Origin of the sequence: Pseudoalteromonas maricaloris (assembly GCF_024746855.1) — a bacterium.
GTDB lineage: Bacteria > Pseudomonadota > Gammaproteobacteria > Enterobacterales > Alteromonadaceae > Pseudoalteromonas > Pseudoalteromonas maricaloris.
Genome location: NZ_CP024625.1, coordinates 37,501 through 55,803 on the forward strand (window position 1 = coordinate 37,501; position 18,303 = coordinate 55,803).

General features: G+C 44.9%; 19 protein-coding genes, 2 tRNA genes and 2 rRNA genes (1 of these 23 only partly in view). 9 read left to right on the top strand and 14 right to left on the bottom strand.

What is annotated here, in order from left to right; all coding sequences use genetic code 11:
• The 3 genes from CTT31_RS00165 to CTT31_RS00175 all read left to right on the top strand — a co-directional run.
• Positions 1 to 2,036: ribosomal RNA gene (locus CTT31_RS00165) — 23S ribosomal RNA — on the top strand (it extends 849 nt beyond the left edge of the window).
• A 117-nt stretch (positions 2,037 to 2,153) separates the two neighbouring features.
• A 5S ribosomal RNA gene (rrf, locus tag CTT31_RS00170) occupies positions 2,154 to 2,267 on the top strand.
• Between the two features lie 239 nt (positions 2,268 to 2,506).
• A complete protein-coding gene (locus CTT31_RS00175) occupies positions 2,507 to 2,692 on the top strand; it encodes a hypothetical protein (protein WP_010378060.1) in 186 nt (61 codons plus the stop codon).
• 17 nt (positions 2,693 to 2,709) lie between these two features.
• Here CTT31_RS00175 and CTT31_RS00180 read toward each other — a convergent pair whose 3' ends face one another.
• The 5 genes from CTT31_RS00180 to CTT31_RS00200 form a co-directional block, all read right to left on the bottom strand.
• On the bottom strand, positions 2,710 to 3,090 hold the full coding sequence (locus CTT31_RS00180; protein WP_211858949.1) for a hypothetical protein: 381 nt from the start codon (positions 3,088 to 3,090) through the stop codon (positions 2,710 to 2,712).
• A gap of 8 nt (positions 3,091 to 3,098) precedes the next feature.
• Positions 3,099 to 3,599 (bottom strand): hypothetical protein, encoded by a 501-nt coding sequence (locus CTT31_RS00185; RefSeq protein WP_260491735.1) that lies wholly within the window; start codon positions 3,597 to 3,599, stop codon positions 3,099 to 3,101.
• A gap of 107 nt (positions 3,600 to 3,706) precedes the next feature.
• On the bottom strand, positions 3,707 to 5,083 hold the full coding sequence (locus CTT31_RS00190) for a class II fumarate hydratase (RefSeq protein ID WP_260491736.1): 1,377 nt from the start codon (positions 5,081 to 5,083) through the stop codon (positions 3,707 to 3,709).
• A gap of 8 nt (positions 5,084 to 5,091) precedes the next feature.
• Complete coding sequence (locus tag CTT31_RS00195; RefSeq protein WP_312026959.1) at positions 5,092 to 5,502, bottom strand: hypothetical protein; 411 nt, start codon at positions 5,500 to 5,502, stop codon at positions 5,092 to 5,094.
• Between the two features lie 117 nt (positions 5,503 to 5,619).
• Positions 5,620 to 5,802, bottom strand: a complete 183-nt coding sequence (locus CTT31_RS00200; RefSeq protein WP_010378070.1) for a hypothetical protein — start codon at positions 5,800 to 5,802, stop codon at positions 5,620 to 5,622.
• Positions 5,803 to 5,968: 166 nt separating this feature from the next.
• On the opposite strand from CTT31_RS00200, the gene CTT31_RS00205 reads away from it, so the two are divergent.
• Complete coding sequence (locus CTT31_RS00205; RefSeq protein ID WP_211858952.1) at positions 5,969 to 6,559, top strand: DUF938 domain-containing protein; 591 nt, start codon at positions 5,969 to 5,971, stop codon at positions 6,557 to 6,559.
• Here the strand turns inward: CTT31_RS00205 and CTT31_RS00210 are convergent.
• The 3 genes from CTT31_RS00210 to CTT31_RS00220 form a co-directional block, all read right to left on the bottom strand.
• On the bottom strand, positions 6,539 to 7,669 hold the full coding sequence (locus CTT31_RS00210; RefSeq protein WP_260491738.1) for a GNAT family N-acetyltransferase: 1,131 nt from the start codon (positions 7,667 to 7,669) through the stop codon (positions 6,539 to 6,541). The genes CTT31_RS00205 and CTT31_RS00210 overlap by 21 nt on opposite strands.
• Positions 7,662 to 8,936, bottom strand: a complete 1,275-nt coding sequence (locus CTT31_RS00215) for an alpha/beta hydrolase (protein ID WP_260491739.1) — start codon at positions 8,934 to 8,936, stop codon at positions 7,662 to 7,664. Before CTT31_RS00215 ends, CTT31_RS00210 begins: the two co-directional genes overlap by 8 nt.
• 63 nt (positions 8,937 to 8,999) lie before the next feature.
• Positions 9,000 to 9,467, bottom strand: coding sequence for an Lrp/AsnC family transcriptional regulator (locus CTT31_RS00220; RefSeq protein ID WP_222241969.1), 468 nt, complete (start codon positions 9,465 to 9,467; stop codon positions 9,000 to 9,002).
• A gap of 116 nt (positions 9,468 to 9,583) precedes the next feature.
• Between CTT31_RS00220 and CTT31_RS00225 the strand changes: the two genes are divergently transcribed.
• Positions 9,584 to 10,771, top strand: a complete 1,188-nt coding sequence (locus CTT31_RS00225) for a PrnB family protein (protein WP_017219376.1) — start codon at positions 9,584 to 9,586, stop codon at positions 10,769 to 10,771.
• A complete protein-coding gene (locus CTT31_RS00230; protein ID WP_260491740.1) occupies positions 10,758 to 11,870 on the top strand; it encodes an aminotransferase class V-fold PLP-dependent enzyme in 1,113 nt (370 codons plus the stop codon). The genes CTT31_RS00225 and CTT31_RS00230 overlap by 14 nt, the downstream gene beginning before the upstream one ends.
• Here CTT31_RS00230 and CTT31_RS00235 read toward each other — a convergent pair.
• The 4 genes from CTT31_RS00235 to CTT31_RS00250 all read right to left on the bottom strand — a co-directional run bounded on the left by CTT31_RS00235 (position 11,867) and on the right by CTT31_RS00250 (position 13,316).
• Complete coding sequence (locus tag CTT31_RS00235; protein WP_260491741.1) at positions 11,867 to 12,616, bottom strand: MBL fold metallo-hydrolase; 750 nt, start codon at positions 12,614 to 12,616, stop codon at positions 11,867 to 11,869. The genes CTT31_RS00230 and CTT31_RS00235 overlap by 4 nt on opposite strands.
• A 127-nt stretch (positions 12,617 to 12,743) precedes the next feature.
• Positions 12,744 to 12,836, bottom strand: a tRNA-Ser gene (locus CTT31_RS00240).
• 18 nt (positions 12,837 to 12,854) lie between these two features.
• Positions 12,855 to 12,945: transfer RNA gene (locus CTT31_RS00245), tRNA-Ser, on the bottom strand.
• A gap of 224 nt (positions 12,946 to 13,169) precedes the next feature.
• Positions 13,170 to 13,316 carry a hypothetical protein gene (locus CTT31_RS00250; protein WP_017219379.1) on the bottom strand — a complete coding sequence of 49 codons (147 nt, stop codon included), beginning with the start codon at positions 13,314 to 13,316 and terminating at the stop codon, positions 13,170 to 13,172.
• A 285-nt stretch (positions 13,317 to 13,601) separates the two neighbouring features.
• Between CTT31_RS00250 and CTT31_RS00255 the strand changes: the two genes are divergently transcribed.
• The gene (locus CTT31_RS00255; protein ID WP_260491742.1) at positions 13,602 to 14,444 is read left to right on the top strand and encodes a diacylglycerol/lipid kinase family protein; all 843 of its coding nucleotides are present in this window, start codon (positions 13,602 to 13,604) and stop codon (positions 14,442 to 14,444) included.
• A gap of 41 nt (positions 14,445 to 14,485) precedes the next feature.
• Here CTT31_RS00255 and CTT31_RS00260 read toward each other — a convergent pair whose 3' ends face one another.
• A complete protein-coding gene (locus CTT31_RS00260; RefSeq protein WP_039490974.1) occupies positions 14,486 to 15,400 on the bottom strand; it encodes a DMT family transporter in 915 nt (304 codons plus the stop codon).
• Here CTT31_RS00260 and CTT31_RS00265 point away from each other — a divergent pair.
• Positions 15,399 to 16,958 (top strand): aminotransferase-like domain-containing protein, encoded by a 1,560-nt coding sequence (locus tag CTT31_RS00265; RefSeq protein WP_260491743.1) that lies wholly within the window; start codon positions 15,399 to 15,401, stop codon positions 16,956 to 16,958. The two genes, CTT31_RS00260 and CTT31_RS00265, sit on opposite strands and share 2 nt — an antisense overlap.
• A 38-nt stretch (positions 16,959 to 16,996) precedes the next feature.
• On the opposite strand, the gene CTT31_RS00270 is transcribed toward CTT31_RS00265, so the two are convergent.
• Complete coding sequence (locus CTT31_RS00270) at positions 16,997 to 17,782, bottom strand: DUF2884 family protein (RefSeq protein ID WP_099031410.1); 786 nt, start codon at positions 17,780 to 17,782, stop codon at positions 16,997 to 16,999.
• A 288-nt stretch (positions 17,783 to 18,070) separates the two neighbouring features.
• Here CTT31_RS00270 and CTT31_RS00275 point away from each other — a divergent pair, with 288 nt between their 5' ends.
• The gene (locus tag CTT31_RS00275) at positions 18,071 to 18,256 is read left to right on the top strand and encodes a PA3496 family putative envelope integrity protein (protein WP_010604204.1); all 186 of its coding nucleotides are present in this window, start codon (positions 18,071 to 18,073) and stop codon (positions 18,254 to 18,256) included.
• The last annotated feature ends 47 nt before the right edge of the window (positions 18,257 to 18,303 follow it).

Sequence of the window (18,303 nt, forward strand, 5' to 3'; positions counted from 1 at the left end):
AGCACTGTTAAGGCTAGGGGGTCATCCCGACTTACCAACCCTTTGCAAACTCCGAATACCGTAAAGTACTATCCGGGAGACACACGGCGGGTGCTAACGTCCGTCGTGGAGAGGGAAACAACCCAGACCGTCAGCTAAGGTCCCAAAGTGTATGTTAAGTGGGAAACGATGTGGGAAGGCTAAAACAGCTAGGAGGTTGGCTTAGAAGCAGCCACCCTTTAAAGAAAGCGTAATAGCTCACTAGTCGAGTCGGCCTGCGCGGAAGATGTAACGGGGCTAAACATACCACCGAAGCTACGGCTGCGTACGTAAGTATGCGGGGTAGGGGAGCGTTCTGTAAGTGGCTGAAGGTGTGCCGGGAGGCATGCTGGACATATCAGAAGTGCGAATGCTGACATGAGTAACGACAAGAGGAGTGAAAAACTCCTCCGCCGGAAGACCAAGGGTTCCTATCCCATGTTAATCAGGGTAGGGTGAGTCGACCCCTAAGGCGAGGCTGAAGAGCGTAGTCGATGGGAAACGGGTTAATATTCCCGTACTCGGTATGAATGCGATGGGGGGACGGAGCAGGCTAGGCAAGCATGGCGTTGGTTGTCCATGTGAAAGGCTGTAGGCTGGTGACTTAGGAAAATCCGGGTTGCTAAGGCTAAGAGTCGAGACGAGCCACTAAGGTGGTGAAGTTGTTGATGCCCTACTTCCAGGAAAAGCCTCTAAGCTTCAGTTCATACTGAATCGTACCCTAAACCGACACAGGTGGTCAGGTAGAGAATACTAAGGCGCTTGAGAGAACTCGGGTGAAGGAACTAGGCAAAATTGTACCGTAACTTCGGGAGAAGGTACGCTCTTGTTTGTGAAGGACTTGCTCTGTAAGCAAACGAGAGCCGCAGTGACCAGGTGGCTGGGACTGTTTATTAAAAACACAGCACTGTGCAAAATCGTAAGATGACGTATACGGTGTGACACCTGCCCGGTGCCGGAAGGTTAATTGATGGGGTTAGCTTAGGCGAAGCTCTTGATCGAAGCCCCGGTAAACGGCGGCCGTAACTATAACGGTCCTAAGGTAGCGAAATTCCTTGTCGGGTAAGTTCCGACCTGCACGAATGGTGTAACCATGGCCACGCTGTCTCCACCCGAGACTCAGTGAAATTGAAATCGCAGTGAAGATGCTGTGTACCCGCGGCTAGACGGAAAGACCCCGTGAACCTTTACTACAGCTTGGCACTGAACATTGACCCTACATGTGTAGGATAGGTGGGAGGCTTTGAAGCAGAGACGCTAGTTTCTGTGGAGCCGACCTTGAAATACCACCCTTGTAGTGTTGATGTTCTAACTTAGGCCCCTGAATCGGGGTTGAGGACAGTGCCTGGTGGGTAGTTTGACTGGGGCGGTCTCCTCCCAAAGAGTAACGGAGGAGCACGAAGGTTTGCTAAGTACGGTCGGACATCGTACGGTTAGTGTAATGGTAGAAGCAAGCTTAACTGCGAGACAGACACGTCGAGCAGGTACGAAAGTAGGTCATAGTGATCCGGTGGTTCTGAATGGAAGGGCCATCGCTCAACGGATAAAAGGTACTCCGGGGATAACAGGCTGATACCGCCCAAGAGTTCATATCGACGGCGGTGTTTGGCACCTCGATGTCGGCTCATCACATCCTGGGGCTGAAGTCGGTCCCAAGGGTATGGCTGTTCGCCATTTAAAGTGGTACGCGAGCTGGGTTTAGAACGTCGTGAGACAGTTCGGTCCCTATCTGCCGTGGGCGTTTGAGAATTGAGAGGGGCTGCTCCTAGTACGAGAGGACCGGAGTGGACGAACCGCTGGTGTTCGGGTTGTGATGCCAATTGCATTGCCCGGTAGCTACGTTCGGAACTGATAACCGCTGAAAGCATCTAAGCGGGAAGCAGGCCTCGAGATGAGTTCTCACTTTGACTTAGAGTCAACTGAAGGGCCGTTGAAGACTACAACGTTGATAGGCGAGATGTGGAAGTGCTGTGAGGCATTAAGCTAACTCGTACTAATTACCCGTGAGGCTTAACCATACAACGCCAAAGTGGTTTATAAGCGACAGAAGTTAATAGACTAAAGTAGACAAAAGAATTTAATAGCTTTTTCCAGATTTACATTGATGAGGGAGACTTCATTGATGAACAGAATTTCCTGGTGACTATAGCGTTTTGGACCCACCTGACCCCATGCCGAACTCAGAAGTGAAACAAAACAGCGTCGATGATAGTGTGGATTACCCATGTGAAAGTAGAACATCGCCAGGGCCAAATAAGAGAAACCCGTTGCAGCAATGCGACGGGTTTTTTGCTGTCTAGGATTTAGAAAACCTCGCGAGATGAACTCGCTCCCACTCCCACCACAACATAAGCACAGTACAACACGGTAGGAGATGGTTTACCCGCCGATAGGTTGCAAGCGAGAAGCTGCTATGTGGTTTTATGCAATAAGGGCTATAAGGAAGGGTCAATTAACGATATGATGGATTAAAAACCGGGGATTTAGCGTGTCATTTCATTTAATTGCACTGTTGGTAATATTTGCATTGTTTGGTACTTCAGCCACTTACTTAATTCGCTTTATGTATAGCTATTGGATTAAGAAGCAGCTTGAAGTGAAGTATATTATTAATGCGAGTATTTGTGCGCTTTTGGTGATGGTGATCTCAGTGATCAATGAGCTTATCCGATAACCTGAGTGCTCATCAGTTTATAGAGGCACAGCCTGACAGGTATGGGCAATACATAGTGTTTGTATTGGCATCACAGGTTCACAACTAACCGCTGGCGCTTTTCCTTTGTTATTCAGCTTTTCTTGCTTTGTAATAGCGCTAACGACTGCTTCTACATCTTGCTCATCAGTATGCTTCGTTGAATAGATCAGGTATTCTCTTGGTCCACCACAGGTTAATCGCTCACCTACTCCAATTACTTTACACTGATAGCTTGCATCACATCCTATATTTGCTCTTATATCGCTGAGTGTATGCGTAGCATTCGAGCGACTTGTTGCATCGCTTGGTGTCATTTCACAGCCAGATAACGCCGCAATTAGCGTGCCGATGCAAGCGATAAAAATAGCTAACTTCATTATTGCCTCTAGTAAGTAGGACGACTATTTTCTAGTTTAACACACTTATTTTCAACGCATTGTGTTGCGGGTTCAATTAAATGCTGACAGATACTCATCATCTGATTTTGCATATTATAGGCGCGCTCTAATGTAGTAATTTGCTCCGCTAGCTGCTTAACTTGGGCCTCATCTGCTGATCTTGTTGAATACACTAGATAAGAAGAGGGGCCACCACAGGCACGATCGCCAACGGCAATGACTTTACACTGGGTATCGTTATCACAGCTTTTGTCGGCCACGACGCTTTCCAATGATTGTTTATGGGTTTTGATGTCAGAGGTATCGAGCTTTTTACCATCTTGTTGAATAGGTAAGCTTGCTTCTTTTGATTCTTTAACTTCGGTGTGCTTTTCGCTTACAGGCTTAGTTTCTTGTGCTTTTTGTTCTACAGTTTGTTCTTTAGTTACTTCTTCTTGGCAACCAAACAGCAAAAAGGTTGCAAGTAAAGTGGGGATCATCTTGTTCATTATATGCTCTCCTAATGTTTGCTAATTAAACTACGCAAGTCCTTAAGGAATAGCAAGCTCTGCAGCCTGCATACACTATATGTGATCGCAGGCTGTGAGGGACAGCGTTATAGACCGCCTTTGGTGAGTTTTTGTGGATCGAGTAATGATTGAAGTTTGTCTTCACTCAGATCGGTTTGCTCAGCAGCGACCTCAATGATTGGACGTCCTTCTTTGTAGGCAAGCTTGGCAATTTGTGCTGCTTTTTCATACCCGATCACAGGATTTAACGCGGTAACTAAAATCGGGTTTTTAGCCAGTGCCTTTTGAATATTTTGCTCATTTACTTTAAAGCTTGAGATAGCTTTGTCCGCAAGTAGCCTCGCGGTATTTGAGAGGATCTCAATGCTTTGCAAAATATTTAATGCAATCACCGGCAACATAACATTCAGCTCAAAATTGCCAGACTGGCCTGCAACACTAATCGTTGCGTCATTACCTATCACTTGAGCACTGGCCATTGCAGCCGCTTCTGGAATAACAGGGTTTACTTTACCTGGCATGATTGAAGAGCCTGGCTGTAGCGCCTCAAGCTCGATTTCACCTAGGCCAGCAAGCGGTCCTGAATTCATCCAGCGCAAGTCATTGGCTATCTTCATTTGTGCTACTGCAAAGGTTTTAAGTTGGCCTGACAGTCCCACTATCGCGTCTTGTGAACCGATATGATAGAAAAAGTTGTTACCTTTACTGAAGCGGATCCCGATGTTAGTGCTCAGGTTTTGGCTAAATAATTTAGCGAACTGAGGATCGGCATTAATACCTGTGCCGACCGCTGTTCCACCTTGACCTAACTCGTAAACTTTTTCTAAGGAATGAACAATGCCCTGACAGGCGTTATCGACTTGCGCTTGCCAGCCACTTAATGTTTGTGCAAAGGTCACTGGCATTGCATCCATCAAGTGCGTCCGGCCAGTTTTGACGTGATGACCAACTTGCTCTGCTTTTTGTTCAATACTACTAGATAAGTGTTTTAGTGCTGGCAGAAGATCATACACTGCTGTGATTGCACTACTCACGTGAATCGCTGTTGGGATCACATCGTTTGAGCTTTGACCCATGTTAACGTCATCATTAGGATGAATTGCGACACCGCTCAATTCAGTAGCTAGAGTAGCTATCACTTCGTTGGCATTCATATTTGAACTGGTACCAGAGCCAGTCTGAAAGACATCTACCGGAAATTGATCTAAGTGTTTGCCATCAATTAGCTGCTGACAGGCACTCACAATTGCTTTTGCTTTATCACTTGATAGATGGCCTAGGGATTGATTGGTTTCTGCTGCGGCTTGTTTGATATAGGCCAATGCTTTGATAAAGCTACTTGGCATTGTGATCCCGCTAATAGGAAAGTTATTTACAGCGCGTTGTGTTTGCGCTTTGTAGAGCGCATGTTCAGGAACATCTAATGTTCCCATACTATCGGATTCTTGACGAAATGTAGTCATCGTTGCTCCTAATAAAAAGGGTTAAACTGCTGGCAGGTTTGGCACGCATCTCGCTGGAGCTTCAAAAATTGCCGTGACGAAGTATGGTGATGTTTATAAAACCGTTTTAGTGCCAACAAAGGTTTAAATAATTGATCCATGCATTGTTTACGTATGGCTGTATCAACGAGTGGATCGGCAATCTGTTCTAACAGTTCGGACAATGTATTTTTAAGATAAAGCTCTTGCAGCAGCGGGTTATTATGGCGCTCGTACCATTTCGCCATGCTTATGCCTGCTGAAATATATTCCGCAACCAAGAGCGGCGCCTCAAGTTGTGGTCGCTGGCAGTGGCGATTAAGCTTCGCACGATAAGTTTGTAATAAAGTAGCTAGCTGCATAAATACAAAACCAAACGATGTAATGATAATGGTTATCATTACATCGTTTGGTTGGCAATTCAAGCTTTAGTATTCGCACTGCCAAACAATTTGTTTAGCATTCACCATAGCAGCTCACTATGAGTCTGAAATGAATTTAAGAAAGTGTGATTAAGCTTAATTATAGCCGAGGAGATATTGCTGTTCTGAATGCTCTTTCTCTTGTTCTTCGAGTTGCATCAGGTTGGCGACTTCTTGTCGGTAAGCGCGACTTTTCGTGAAGGTATTTTTACGCTTCTTCAGAACAAGTCCTTCGCTTTTAAGTTGGCTTGGCATTTGGGTGATCTCTGAAATTTTCATGCTCGCTTCTCCTCTTAGTACTCTTTAAACTTAGCAGAAGTTGTACCAAAATAAATTTCTTTTCTAATTTTAATTGCTTAGTGGAAGTTTTAGCTATTTGCCTTGCAATTGAGATAAATTCTTGCCTCAATGAGGCGCATAAATCGATCAAAATAGTGCAAACGAGATGACAAAACCATACTCTCAAGCGTGTGAAAACAATAAACAGCCAATATTAGAAAAGCTCACTCCCTATCTAAATAAACCTTTGGAAGTGCTAGAGGTAGGCTCTGGTACGGGTCAACATGCGGTGCACTTTGCTGCGGCGTTACCGCATTTAACGTGGCAGACGGCGGACAGGGAGGTTAATCACGCAGGTATTCAAGCGTGGCTTGATGACGCCGAGTTAGAAAATGCTTTACCGCCATTGGCGCTAGACTTGTACCATGGGTGGCCTGTTAATCAGCGTTATGATGTGATCTATACCGCTAATACCTTGCACATTGTGTCATCAACACTCGTTGAGCGCTTAATCGCAGGAGTTGGACGACACCTTAAAGAAAGCGGCTACCTGATAGTTTATGGGCCGTTTAATTATCAAGGTGAATTTACCAGCGAGAGTAACCGAGAGTTTGATGCATATTTAAAATCGCAAGACAAAGAGAGTGGCATTCGCGATCAAGAATGGGTATTGGCGCTTGCGGCAGAGCAAGGACTTACACTACAGCAAGACTATGCGATGCCGGCTAATAATCGCTTATTGGTGTTTAAACGGTAGTTTTGCTTGGCACTCGATAAAGTAATGCCCGAGTGCGTCCGCTTCGCGCTTGGTAAAATCCTCAAGCGCGTGTTGAAAGTCAGGTTGAAATAAGCGGTGATACGATTGCCTCCACACCGGCTCAAAACCCCTCACTAACTTGTGCTCGCCTTGAGCACCTGCGTCAAAGACAGCAAGCTGATTAGCAATGGCGTACTCTATGCCTTGATAGTAACACAGCTCAAAATGTAAAAAGTCGTAACTATCCTCAATTGCGCCCCAATAGCGACCATACAAGGTATCACCATCCACAAGATATAAACTAGTGGCAATAATTTCGTGGTTTAAGTAAGCGCAGCAAAGACGAAGCTTATCTGGCATTGAGGTGATAACTTGCTGAAAAAAGTCGCGAGAGAGATAGCCGTGGTGCCGCGAGCGTTTAAGATAGGTGAGCTGGTAACTGAGAAAAAACGCATCAAGTTGTGCTGTGCTTATTTCTCTGCCAACAGTCCAGCTTATGTTAATACCTTGGGCGGTCACAGCTTGGCGTTCTTTCATGACCATTTTACGCTTTCTTGATGTGAGTCGTGCGAGAAAATCATCGAACTCGGCGTAACCTTGATTATGCCAATGAAATTGCACATTGCGGCGCATCGTTAAATGACTTTGAGTGAGAAAATCGCTTTCACGACAAAAATTAATATGGACTCCACTAATGCCTAGTTGGGCGAGGCTCGTGAGCGTAGCGTCAATATATTCAAGCAAGCAAGAAGATAGACGTTTCGTTAATATTCTTGGCCCTTGAGTGGGCGTAAAGGGGACGCCACATAGCCATTTCGGATAGTAATCTAATCCATGGCGCTCGTAAGCTTCAGCAAAAGCCCAATCAAAAACGTACTCGCCATAAGAGTGCGATTTAATATAGCCTGGTAAAATTGCAATCAACTCGCCTTGGCGTTCAATCATTAGGTGATGCGGTATCCAGCCAGTCTCTTTGCTGGTGCAGCCGCTCAACTCTAATGCAAGCAGCCACGCGTAGCTCGTAAATACATGTGATGGTGAAACACAGTCCCACTGTGCTTCTGTCACTTCAGTCAGGGAATGAATAAACCTGTGTTGGTACTCAGTCATTGTGGCCGTCAAAAAATGCGAGCAGTGCTTGCTCAAAGTTGCTGTAATCAGGGTTAAACGTGATCCGCGCAAGAGCGGTGTATTGCGTCATGCTTTTCTCGTGACGCTCGCCAAAATGGACAGTTTTACCTGTGCGGCAGTTAATGAAGGCTTGGTCTTCTAAGTGGTAACTGGTGCAATTACGATAAGGCCCTTTGCGGCCGTAAAAAATATGTTCAGGTGGCTGCAAAATACCAATATGAGACATATCGACAATGTTGTCGGCTTTCACGCTCCGATAATTCACACCTTGCTTAGTCGATGGCGTTTCCGAGTAGATAAATTGGGTCAATGTTGATTTAGGTTGCCATTTTTCTAGCAGCTTTGCCGTTGCATGATTGTCTATGGTGGTATCGACATCGCTATAGCTGATAAACATCGGTACATCTGGCAAAGTGGTGAGTGATTTGAGTGGCGCCATAGCCTGATGGGCTAACGTTGCGCCATGCCATGGGAAAGATTCATATTTGGCGAAATCCAAGTCAGCGTCTTCATCTATCCAATTGACAAATGGCACGTAATCAATCCACTTGGCTAGCCAACCGTTCTTATTATGTGGCTCTGTGGCGGGTGAGATAAGTGCAACAGAGCCTAAATTATTGGGCTTGTGCTTTGCTATGCTACTCAGCACCAAGGCGGCACCAGTGGAATAACCAAGTACGGAAAAATGCTTAAAATCTTGGCTCGTCTGTGCGATGGCATAATCCGTATGGGTTTGCCAATCGTCAATATCAACTTCGGTTAAATCGCTTGGTGCAGTCGCGTGGCCTGGCAGTAACATGGTTCTGACATTGTATCCTGCTTCATAGAGTGCTGCCGCAAGGTAGTGAAAAGTAAAAGGAGAATCGGTCAGACCATGGATAAGTAAAATGGCGTGATCTTTGTTGTCATGCTCAAGTGAAAATGGCGCGATTAAGTCACTTACCTTGGGGGTTGTCAGATTGAGTAATGTTGCAGTGGGTGTCATTAACGGGCATGGCAGTGTAGCGCGGGGATTGCGGCTTTCAATAATTTGCTTGGTAGAACGAATATAATCGTTATAGTTTTTTATATTCGCTATATCGATGGTGACAGGGCCTTTATTGATTGCGTCGCGGAATAATCCCGACTTTTTGCTCTTGGTGAATAGCGACATATCACTCACTTGGGTAACACAGTCTTGTGCGATGACCAAAGGTGAGGCAAGCAGGCTAAAAGCAAATACTGTGGAGGTAAGGTAGTGGCGCATAGTCGGTCCTTATGAGCATAAAATCACATGCAGTATAGCGAGAACAGATGACGATAAAAATGGTTAGCGGATCGGTAATGTGCGTTTTGCAAAAGTTTGCTTTAGGACAATCGTTGATTCAATCCCGCTAATTACCTTACAGGCGCCCAGTTGATGTTTGGCAAATTGTTCATAGCTGGGCAAATCCTTTGCTACGATTTCCAATAGGTAATCATGACTTCCGGAGATCACCGAACAACTAATCACCTGATCTTCAGATTCCACGTGTTGTTCAAATAAATGCGCTGCGGTTGCGGTATTTTCACTGAGCTTTATAAATGCATAAACCAAAATGCTTAGGTCAACTTGTGCTCTATCCAGTGCCGCATGATAGCCTGAAATTACTCCTGTATCTTGTAAGCGTTTTACGCGTCGAAGACAGGGAGTATCAGAAAGGTTTGCCTTTTCGGCGAGTGAGGCATTACTCAAACGTGCATTATGTTGCAAGGCGTTAAGGAGCAATTTGTCCTTGGCATCTAGATTTACCGACATAAACGAAATAAAAGAGTGATTCTTGCTAATCAGTATTAAACTTTTAGAGAAAATTGGCAAATTATGCTCGTGGTGATTTGCTAGCCTTTACTGTGGAATAATCACGAGAAGTAATCATGAGTCCATTAGCCGTACAATTTGACGCTTGGATTAGAGGTCCGTTTGTCGACCTTAACGACAAGCTTGAACATCTTTATTGGCAGCAGCAGGATAAAGCAAACGTTGAAGGCGTTGGTGAAACGCTAAAAGCACAGTTATTAGAAGAAGGTAATCAACTGATCCAAGCCTTGCTAGAAGAAGGCAATACCGACGAAGGCTTTGAGCAAGCATTCGACTTACTCGGTAACGTTGGTCTATTTATGGCTGCATGCAGACGCCACGAAATTACCGAGCCAAGCCGTGAAAGGGTGTCTCCACTAACACAAGCATCGGCACTGGCTATGCATATTGGTGCCTCTTTGGGAGTTACACCACGCTTCGCAACGGCTCATCTCACCACACACAACCGCGCAATCAACGGCGTGTATAAGCGCTTTACCTCTCATCCGGCAGAGCGCTTATTCATCGACTACAATACTCAGGCCATTCTTGCCTATAAACGTGCGTCCGAATCGTTAATGAAGGTGCATCATTTGGGAATTTCTCATCCCATGTCATTGGTGCTACTCAAACAAGTTAAGCAAGCGCTGCTTGAGGTGATAGAGTCTAATCGAGAGTTATTTAAGGAACTAGATACCGAGGCATTCTTTTATGTTGTACGACCCTATTATAAACCATACCGAGTTGGTAAAGAGGTCTATCGTGGCGCAAACGCTGGAGATTTTGCGGGTATCAATGTTATCGATATGATGTTGGGGTTATGCCCGGCGAACGACATTAGTTACGGTCAAATGCTGGTGGAAAAATTCCTCTATATGATGCCAGAAGACCAAGCAACACTGCGTGAATGCATGCGCACGCCTAATTTAATGGATGCGTTTCTGAGTGCATTGAAAGGGCCGAAAAGTGATTGGTTTGGCCCTGCCTGTAGCTTGTTTATACAAGTGTGTAAGCTGCATGGAGATACGGCCATACAACATCACAATCAACTCGTCGAAAAGTATATCGCCAAACCTTCGCAAGCAATGCAGCAACAGCACTTAAGCAAAGTGACCGCCAGTGGTCCACCGATTGAAGTCTTACTCAAAGAACTCGCAGACTTAAGAGATAGGCGAGCCGCTGCCGAGCGCGCTGATATCTTTACTCGGCATCATGATTTAAAACGATTACGCCAAGCAATAGGGGTTAAGCATGAAGCAATATAGGGATGATTTTCACTTGCCTACGGGTCGCTATTTATTGAGTCATTCCGTTGGTCGTATGTTGAAATCTGCAGCGGAAGATTTCCATCAGCAATTTATGGTGCCGTGGCAACAACAAAATCAAGAGCCTTGGCAGCAGTGGCTAAGCGGTATTGATCGCTTTACCTCAGCCCTAGCTTCCCTATTACACACGGATGCGCGCCTGTTTTGTCCGCAAACAAACCTTTCCAGTGGTTTAACGAAATGGGCGATGAGTTTGCCCGAAAGTGGCATTCGCAAAGTACGCGTATTGATGAGTGAGCAAGACTTCCCCAGCATGGGATTTGCGTTACAAAATGCGCTGGACAATATTGAGATTGTTTATATTCCCGAAGCGATGAATATGCACGACTTAAGTGTGTGGCAGCACTATATTGACGAGCAAATTGACTGGGTATTTGTCAGTCATGTTTATTCGAACAGCGGTCAGCAGGCGCCTGTTGCTGACATCATTAGCCTTGCTAACCAATATGGTTGTCGAAGCATTATTGATATTGCTCAGTCACTTAGTGTATTACCAATAAATTTAAGCGAGTGGGGTGCGGATTGCGTTATCGGCTCTTGTGTGAAATGGAGCTGCGGTGGCCCTGGCGCAGGTTTCATCTGGGTGAATGAGGATGTCTTGCCTTATTGCGAACCAAAAGACGTTGGCTGGTTTTCGCATCAAAATCCATTCGAGTTTGATATTCATCATTTTGCGCTGAGTGAAAGTGCGCTGCGTTTTTGGGGCGGTACTCCAAGTGTGGCACCTTATATCTATGCGGGGCACAGCCTTGGCTATTTTGCCGAGCTTGGGATTGAGCAAGTAAGAGCGTACAACTTTGCTTTGTTATCTGAGTTACAAGCGGCATTGCCTGAATTTTATCGCTCTCCTACAGCACAGAGTGCTTGCTCTGGGACCGCTATTTTGCATTTTGGTTCGCAGCATGAGGCAGTGATGGAGCAGCTTAAGCACGCAGACATTGCTGTGGATAATCGTCGCTACGGTATTCGTGTCTCACCACATATTTATAATAGTCAGGAGGACATCGCGCAGTTGGTGCGGGTTATCAACGAAAGCTAGTTTCCTAATCCTAGTGCTTTTTTAGTCTTCTTCTTCACCGAGCGCCAATGTGTCATTGGTTGCTTGGGCGCGCGCGCTATCAATGCGTTGAAATCAATTTCTTCTGCGAGCACTTCTCCTTGATGCGCCAAGATCACGGAGTGGGGTTGTAGTGCCTTTACTTTGGCAAGAGATTGACGATACAGGCGTGGATAGAATACCGGAAAAGGCGCAACAAATTGCCCTTTCACTTTTACCGTCAAATCCGCCACATAGATGCGCTTACTGGGGAGGTGATACAAGCTCAAATCTCTATCTGTATGACCGGGTGTGTGTATCGCTTGCCATTCGTTAAAGTAAGGTAAGTTATCACCGTCGGCTAGGTAAAAGTCTGGTGATAATTGTCTTGGATACCAAAGATTACGTTTGGCCTTGCGCTTTCTCCCTGCAACCCAAAGTGCCAGCGCCATATCGGAGAGGTGCATCATGACACCATCAATACCACGATACCACTGACTGGGGGCATTTGCGGCCGCAATCTTTGCGCCCGTGAGTTTTTTGAGTTTGTGCGCGCCACCGGCATGATCTGGGTGCATATGCGTGACCACAATCAGCTTGAGTGCGTTTAGTGGCTTTTGCAGTTGCAGGATGTAGTTGCAGACCAACTCAACATCGGCACGACAGCAACCGTCGAGTAACAGCAGGCCCGTTTCGTGCTCAACCAGATAAATATGTTGAATATAGCCTTCTAAGACATGGATTTTCATTCGTCACACTCATTTCCCCAATCAGATCTCAACATAGCATAGGTTGAAGACATCTGACCAGTTGTGTGTGGAAGTGATAAATCGCAGACATAAAAAAACCGCAATTAAGCGGTTTTTTTATAAGTGATGGCGGAGAAGGAGGGATTCGAACCCTCGATAGGGCTACAAACCCTATACTCCCTTAGCAGGGGAGCGCCTTCAGCCACTCGGCCACCTCTCCGGCGCAATACTTTAAAAATGGCGGAGAGATAGGGATTTGAACCCTAGATACGCTATTAACGTATGCCGGTTTTCAAGACCGGTGCTTTCAACCACTCAGCCATCTCTCCATGGGCAAAGATAATACTTAGCGATTTAGGCGCTGTAAACCGTTTTTAAACTGTTTGCTTAAAAAATGTGCTAAAAGTGAGGTTTTTTTAAAATTGTGCTAGAAATTAGCGGTTTGACGAAGAGGTTTTGTACAAAAATGCTGGTTGAAGTGGTGCTTTTATGGTCTATTGAAACAAATGCTGACGAGAGCATGGCGGGTTGGGACGCCATGCTCTGTGCAGACTTACTTATACATAATCACGTCTTTTAACGCTAAGTGTTGACCACATACTGCCAACCACTTCGTCCAATTGATACGACGTTGTTTAGTTGGTTGTGTTTGGTTAAACGTGTTTTGTGATGGGCTGCAAGGTGCAGCTGAATTAAGCATGTCTGGCTCCTAATAAGCTATGATTGAAAACAAGGCTATTTTGCACGCAATTTGTTTAAATTTAAAACGATAAAAATTGATGTTTTCGGATAAAAATAACTAATGAATTAATGGTTTGTTTATTTTTATTTTAATGGCTTTTTTGCATGGTTATGCATAAGTGTGATTGTCTTTATTAGGCTGCATCTCAATTAATATGGGCGTTTGTGGTTTTTGTTTTTTATTTTTGGTTTTAGTTTTGGTTTTTTATTCATATAAGTTGAGTTTTTGTATTTAAGGGTTTTTATGCTGGTGGTAGTCAACCCTTTAGCGGGTGCTGAGGGGAAAGCGCAAATTGCATGGTTAAAGCAACAATTAAAACAACAACAGTTGACGGCAACTTGGTTTAATACCACTGGAAACTTTGTCGCAGATAGGGACGCAATTGCTCAAGCAGCTACGGCGGAAGTGAGCGTGGTGGTGATTGGGGGGGATGGCACTTTGCACCTAGTCGCCAATGCCATTGCTGAACGGGATAACACGCTTGCACTGCTGCCAGCGGGGACTGGCAACGATTTTGCTCGGCAGTTTAATTATTCCAAAGCACAGTGGCGAGCAGCTGTATTTTCAGACAAGATCTCAAGTATTGATTTGGGTAAAGTGGATGGGCACTGGTTTGTCAATGTTGCTGGGATTGGCTTTAACGCGCATGTCATGAATAACTTAGGACAGACCAAACGGCTAGGAAAGCTGAGCTATACCTATGCGGGATTAATGTCGCTGTTTACTGCCAAACTCATTCGCTACCACAGCAATACGTGGCCTGAGCAGGGTATGATGTTGTTACTTGCGAATGGCAAACACTTTGGGGCAGGGTTAACTCCTGCTCCTATGGCTTGCCTTGATGACGGTCAGCTGGAGCTGCTGTGGTTTACACCGCAAACGCATTGGCAGCGGGTGATATTGTTTGTCAATATGCTACTTAAACGTCATATGGGCACAAGAAATGTGCACCACGGTCGCATTGCAGAGCTTTATATCGCACAAGAGGGGTATGACATCGAGGCTGATGGCGAGATTGTTGGGTGCACGCCTGCGACGATAACATGCTGCCGCCGAGCTCTGAACATAAAAAAAGCGCCATTATAAAATGGCGCTGAAAAGTAAGAAGCTAAAGCATTGGTAAGACTTCAACTTCTAACTGGGGACCGAATGGACAACCAAGCGTAGATGCGATCTAAAGGCGTGAGTACAATCGCATTACCTAGGATGACCAAAATAAACCCAATAAAGGTGTTTTGCTGCCACTCAAAGCCTTCAAATAAGGTACTCAAGGCCACGGCAACAAAAGGAAATAACACTATCAAATAACTCGCTTTCTCAGGCCCAATATTCTTGAGTAGTGAGAAATAACAACCAAAGGCAATGACGGTGCCAAACACGCTGAGGTAAATCAGAGACCACCAATATGATGCCGGCGCTTGGTTGATAAACTGATGTTCACTAAAGGCGACATAGGTTGCTAACATGACAGCGCTGTAAAGCATACCCCACGCATTTCCCGCCATAACATCAATTTGCTGATTAGAATTGCGTACGCTCACCATATTACCGAGTGACGCGACCACTGTTCCTAATAGAGCTAATGATAATCCCAAGAAGGCCTCGCTTTGCAAATCAAATGCGACCAAGTCGTGCCAAAACAAGCTGACTATCCCAAGCGTGCCCAGTGATGCACCAAAGTAAATTCGCTTTGCAATAGGTTTGGCAAAAAACAGCTTAGTGTTGACGATGTTAACGACCAATAATAATGAAAACGCAATTGATGCCATCGCTGACGTTAAATGTGCCTGAGCCCAATATAAGAAGAGATAGTTAGCACCAAAGTTACACAGCGCTAAGAGGATGAAAAAGCCGTGATCTCGGCGAGAAAATCGCATTGGCACACGCTTATAGATGACAAATGCCCACATACAAACCGCGGCGAGGCCAAAGCGGTAAAACAGCGACACAAACTCGTTGATGCTGCCAAGTTGGTATTCAATGGCAAGCCATGTTGATCCCCAAATCAACACAGTGATGGCGTAAAGAAATAGATTTTTCATGATCGGCTCTAGATTCAAACAGCAGTGGAAGTCTGTAGTTTACGCTGTTATTCTGTATAAGCTATATACAGAATTTGCTAATTTATACCTATACAGATTATTGCTTATGAGTACCGTTATTCAACGCCAACATTCCGCCTTTCTCTATCAGCAGGTGATCCAAATGATCTTGTCGATGGCAGAACAAGAGTCCATTTTACCGGGCGAAAAGCTTCCCTCATTGCGTGTTATGGCGCAAAACTTAAACGTCAGTATCCCAACGGTAAAGCAGGCCTATCAAGCACTTGAAGATCAGGGAAAAGTCATTGCCAAAGAGAAGTCCGGCTACTTTTTATGTCACAGAACTTCGCACAACGACTCACCTAAGCGTGCACGATTGTCCGCCAAACCTGTGGTGGTTAACAAGCAGGCGTTGATTGAACAAGTGTATAAGGGGATCCATCAGCCACATGCAATCCCCTTAGGTATCGCCAACCCCATCGCCATTGCTGGTACCGAGCAGGTTCTTGCCAAAATTATGCGCCGCGCAATGAAAGAAGCAGGGAATGAACTCATTAATTATGGTCCTATGGATGGTTTAGATAGTTTAAAAAAGCAAATCGTGCGGCGTTATTTGGATATGGGCTTAGCAATAGATATGGATGAAGTGGTGATCACCAATGGCGCGCAAGAAGCATTGGCGATTGCGTTACAAGCGGTGACCAAGCCCGGAGACGTGATAGCGATTGAATCCCCTTGTTATTTTGGCATTGTTGAACTGGCTGAAAACTTAGGGTTAAAGGCCATTGAAATACCTGTTTGCCCAGATGATGGCATTTGGCTGAGCGACCTTGAACGGGCACTTGAAAAGCATGATATTCGAGCGTGTGTGTTTTCTACCAGTATTAGTAACCCGCTTGGTAGCTTTATGCCAGATACGAGACGTGCGCAGCTGGTGGCGCTATTAGAGCAACGTGACGTGGTGTTGATAGAAGACGATGTGTATGGTGATTTATATTTTACCGAGCAGCGCGGCATACCGGCACAAGCATTTAGCCAAAAGGGCTTAGTGATCACATGTGCGTCATTTTCAAAAACCGCAGCGCCCAGCTATCGAGTGGGTTGGATGGTCGCCAGTCAATTTAGTGCAAAAGCAAAGCGCATAAAACGTGCGTTGAGTTGCTCGTCCTCTTTAATGAATCAATGGGCACTGGCGGATTTTCTCAGCTCCGGAGGCTACGAGCGCCATTTAAAGTTGGTCCGTAAACGGTTAATTGAGAATCGAGATCGTATGATCCAAGCGGTGAATGTTGCGTTTGGTAGTGAGGTAAGAGTCAGTCGCCCGCAAGGTGGTTGTGTGCTGTGGCTAGACTTAGGTAAGCACGTTGATGGTGCCTTGTTGTTCCAAAAAGCCTTAGAGCGCGGGATCAGTATTACGCCCGGTACGCTATTTAGTGCCAGCAAAAAGTATCAAAATTGTATACGTATCAGTTATGGTTTGCCGTGGGATGCGTCGGTAGAGCAAGCGATTAAAACGCTGGGGGAATTGGCTGATGCACAAAGGAAAGGGTTGGCATAACGTATCTTTAATTAGATGTAAGTTATGCCAACGTCAGATTATTTAAATTTAAACAGTTGGTACTCTGACATGGCGGGGATAGACCTTGCAACAATAGCTTCGTTTTTCGCTATTTGTTCAAAATCGCCACACAGTGCGTCGGCTTTTTTCTCAATAGATTCTGCCTGTTGTTCAACTTTGGTTTCGATTTGCGTTGCGAAGTTTTCCATACGTTGTTCAAAGCTGCTCATATCACCGTTTGCATCTGACATTTCGTTGCCAATCGCAACCAGTAAACTACCTATCGATTGCATCATGGCACCTTGTACTGCGGTCTCGATTTTTTCTTCAAACTGATTATCAAAATTTTGGCCAAACTCATCAAAGGTTTGCTTGCCCATCACAAACGCACCTTGCTGATAAAACGTATTTTGCACTTCTGTTTCGAGGTCATCGATCACAGCATGGATGCTATCTAAACTAGTTAAATTAAAGGTTTGCGCCACTTCATTAAGGGCAACGCCCGCTAGTTTTATGCCTTCAAAAGCAATATCAGCCACTTGTGGTAGGCGGCCTCTTAGTTCATCACCATATTGCGTGAGCATCGTTTTTTGCTGTGTATTAAGTGCGATGCGCTCGCCATTGAGTGTCAGTTCGCCAAGGTTGTTGATCTCAGCTGTTTTGTTTTTGGCCGTTGTGATCACCAAGTTATCAGGCGTGATCCTAACGTCATTTTGAAATTCTACTTCACAATTGTCACCGCTAAACGTGATGTTATTTTTTTCGTGTGCAGCGACGGTGGTTGTCATCATTGTTGCTGCTGTTAGTAGTAAAATTTTATTCATGGTCGATCCTTATTGGCTCAGTTGCATGATTGTTGTTACAAGAACAATGCCAAATATAAATTCAAATAAAATCAATATATTATGTTTTATTGTTGAAAGTTAATGCGCTCTAAAAGTGATGAAATTGACTAAAATATAGTTGTTTTTGTCAAAATGAATTAGGCAATAAAAAATTTTTATTGTAAGGATAAGAAACTCTCACTTTTCAGAATGACAATTTAGCGCTAAATAGTGATCTTGAGAGACGGCTCTCATTTTATTAATGACTATTTTATTTTGGAGTTAGTTGTGGGTAAGACATTCTCTTACGATGCGCTTGATGATGATTTTGCAGACGATGAATTTGAAAAGTTGGGTCGTAACCAACATGACAAGCAAAAGCGTAAAGTCAAAAGAAAGCTAGACGACTACTTAGAGCAAAAACGCCTACGTAGAAATCTAGGCGATGATGATTTCGACTATATTGATGATTGATCACTAGACGTCATCTACGAGTCTAGCACTGACAGTAATTCAATTTG

Bases quoted from the DNA above. Each gene is read 5' to 3' on its own strand.
- CTT31_RS00180 (WP_211858949.1), bottom strand. From the start codon at position 3,090: ATGAAGTTAGCTATTTTTATCGCTTGCATCGGCACGCTAATTGCGGCG.
- CTT31_RS00185 (WP_260491735.1), bottom strand. From the start codon at position 3,599: ATGAACAAGATGATCCCCACTTTACTTGCAACCTTTTTGCTGTTTGGT.
- CTT31_RS00190 (WP_260491736.1), bottom strand. From the start codon at position 5,083: ATGACTACATTTCGTCAAGAATCCGATAGTATGGGAACATTAGATGTT.
- CTT31_RS00195 (WP_312026959.1), bottom strand. From the start codon at position 5,502: ATGATAACCATTATCATTACATCGTTTGGTTTTGTATTTATGCAGCTA.
- CTT31_RS00200 (WP_010378070.1), bottom strand. From the start codon at position 5,802: ATGAAAATTTCAGAGATCACCCAAATGCCAAGCCAACTTAAAAGCGAA.
- CTT31_RS00205 (WP_211858952.1), top strand. From the start codon at position 5,969: ATGACAAAACCATACTCTCAAGCGTGTGAAAACAATAAACAGCCAATA.
- CTT31_RS00210 (WP_260491738.1), bottom strand. From the start codon at position 7,669: ATGACTGAGTACCAACACAGGTTTATTCATTCCCTGACTGAAGTGACA.
- CTT31_RS00215 (WP_260491739.1), bottom strand. From the start codon at position 8,936: ATGCGCCACTACCTTACCTCCACAGTATTTGCTTTTAGCCTGCTTGCC.
- CTT31_RS00220 (WP_222241969.1), bottom strand. From the start codon at position 9,467: ATGTCGGTAAATCTAGATGCCAAGGACAAATTGCTCCTTAACGCCTTG.
- CTT31_RS00225 (WP_017219376.1), top strand. From the start codon at position 9,584: ATGAGTCCATTAGCCGTACAATTTGACGCTTGGATTAGAGGTCCGTTT.
- CTT31_RS00230 (WP_260491740.1), top strand. From the start codon at position 10,758: ATGAAGCAATATAGGGATGATTTTCACTTGCCTACGGGTCGCTATTTA.
- CTT31_RS00235 (WP_260491741.1), bottom strand. From the start codon at position 12,616: ATGAAAATCCATGTCTTAGAAGGCTATATTCAACATATTTATCTGGTT.
- CTT31_RS00250 (WP_017219379.1), bottom strand. From the start codon at position 13,316: ATGCTTAATTCAGCTGCACCTTGCAGCCCATCACAAAACACGTTTAAC.
- CTT31_RS00255 (WP_260491742.1), top strand. From the start codon at position 13,602: ATGCTGGTGGTAGTCAACCCTTTAGCGGGTGCTGAGGGGAAAGCGCAA.
- CTT31_RS00265 (WP_260491743.1), top strand. From the start codon at position 15,399: ATGATCGGCTCTAGATTCAAACAGCAGTGGAAGTCTGTAGTTTACGCT.
- CTT31_RS00260 (WP_039490974.1), bottom strand. From the start codon at position 15,400: ATGAAAAATCTATTTCTTTACGCCATCACTGTGTTGATTTGGGGATCA.
- CTT31_RS00270 (WP_099031410.1), bottom strand. From the start codon at position 17,782: ATGAATAAAATTTTACTACTAACAGCAGCAACAATGATGACAACCACC.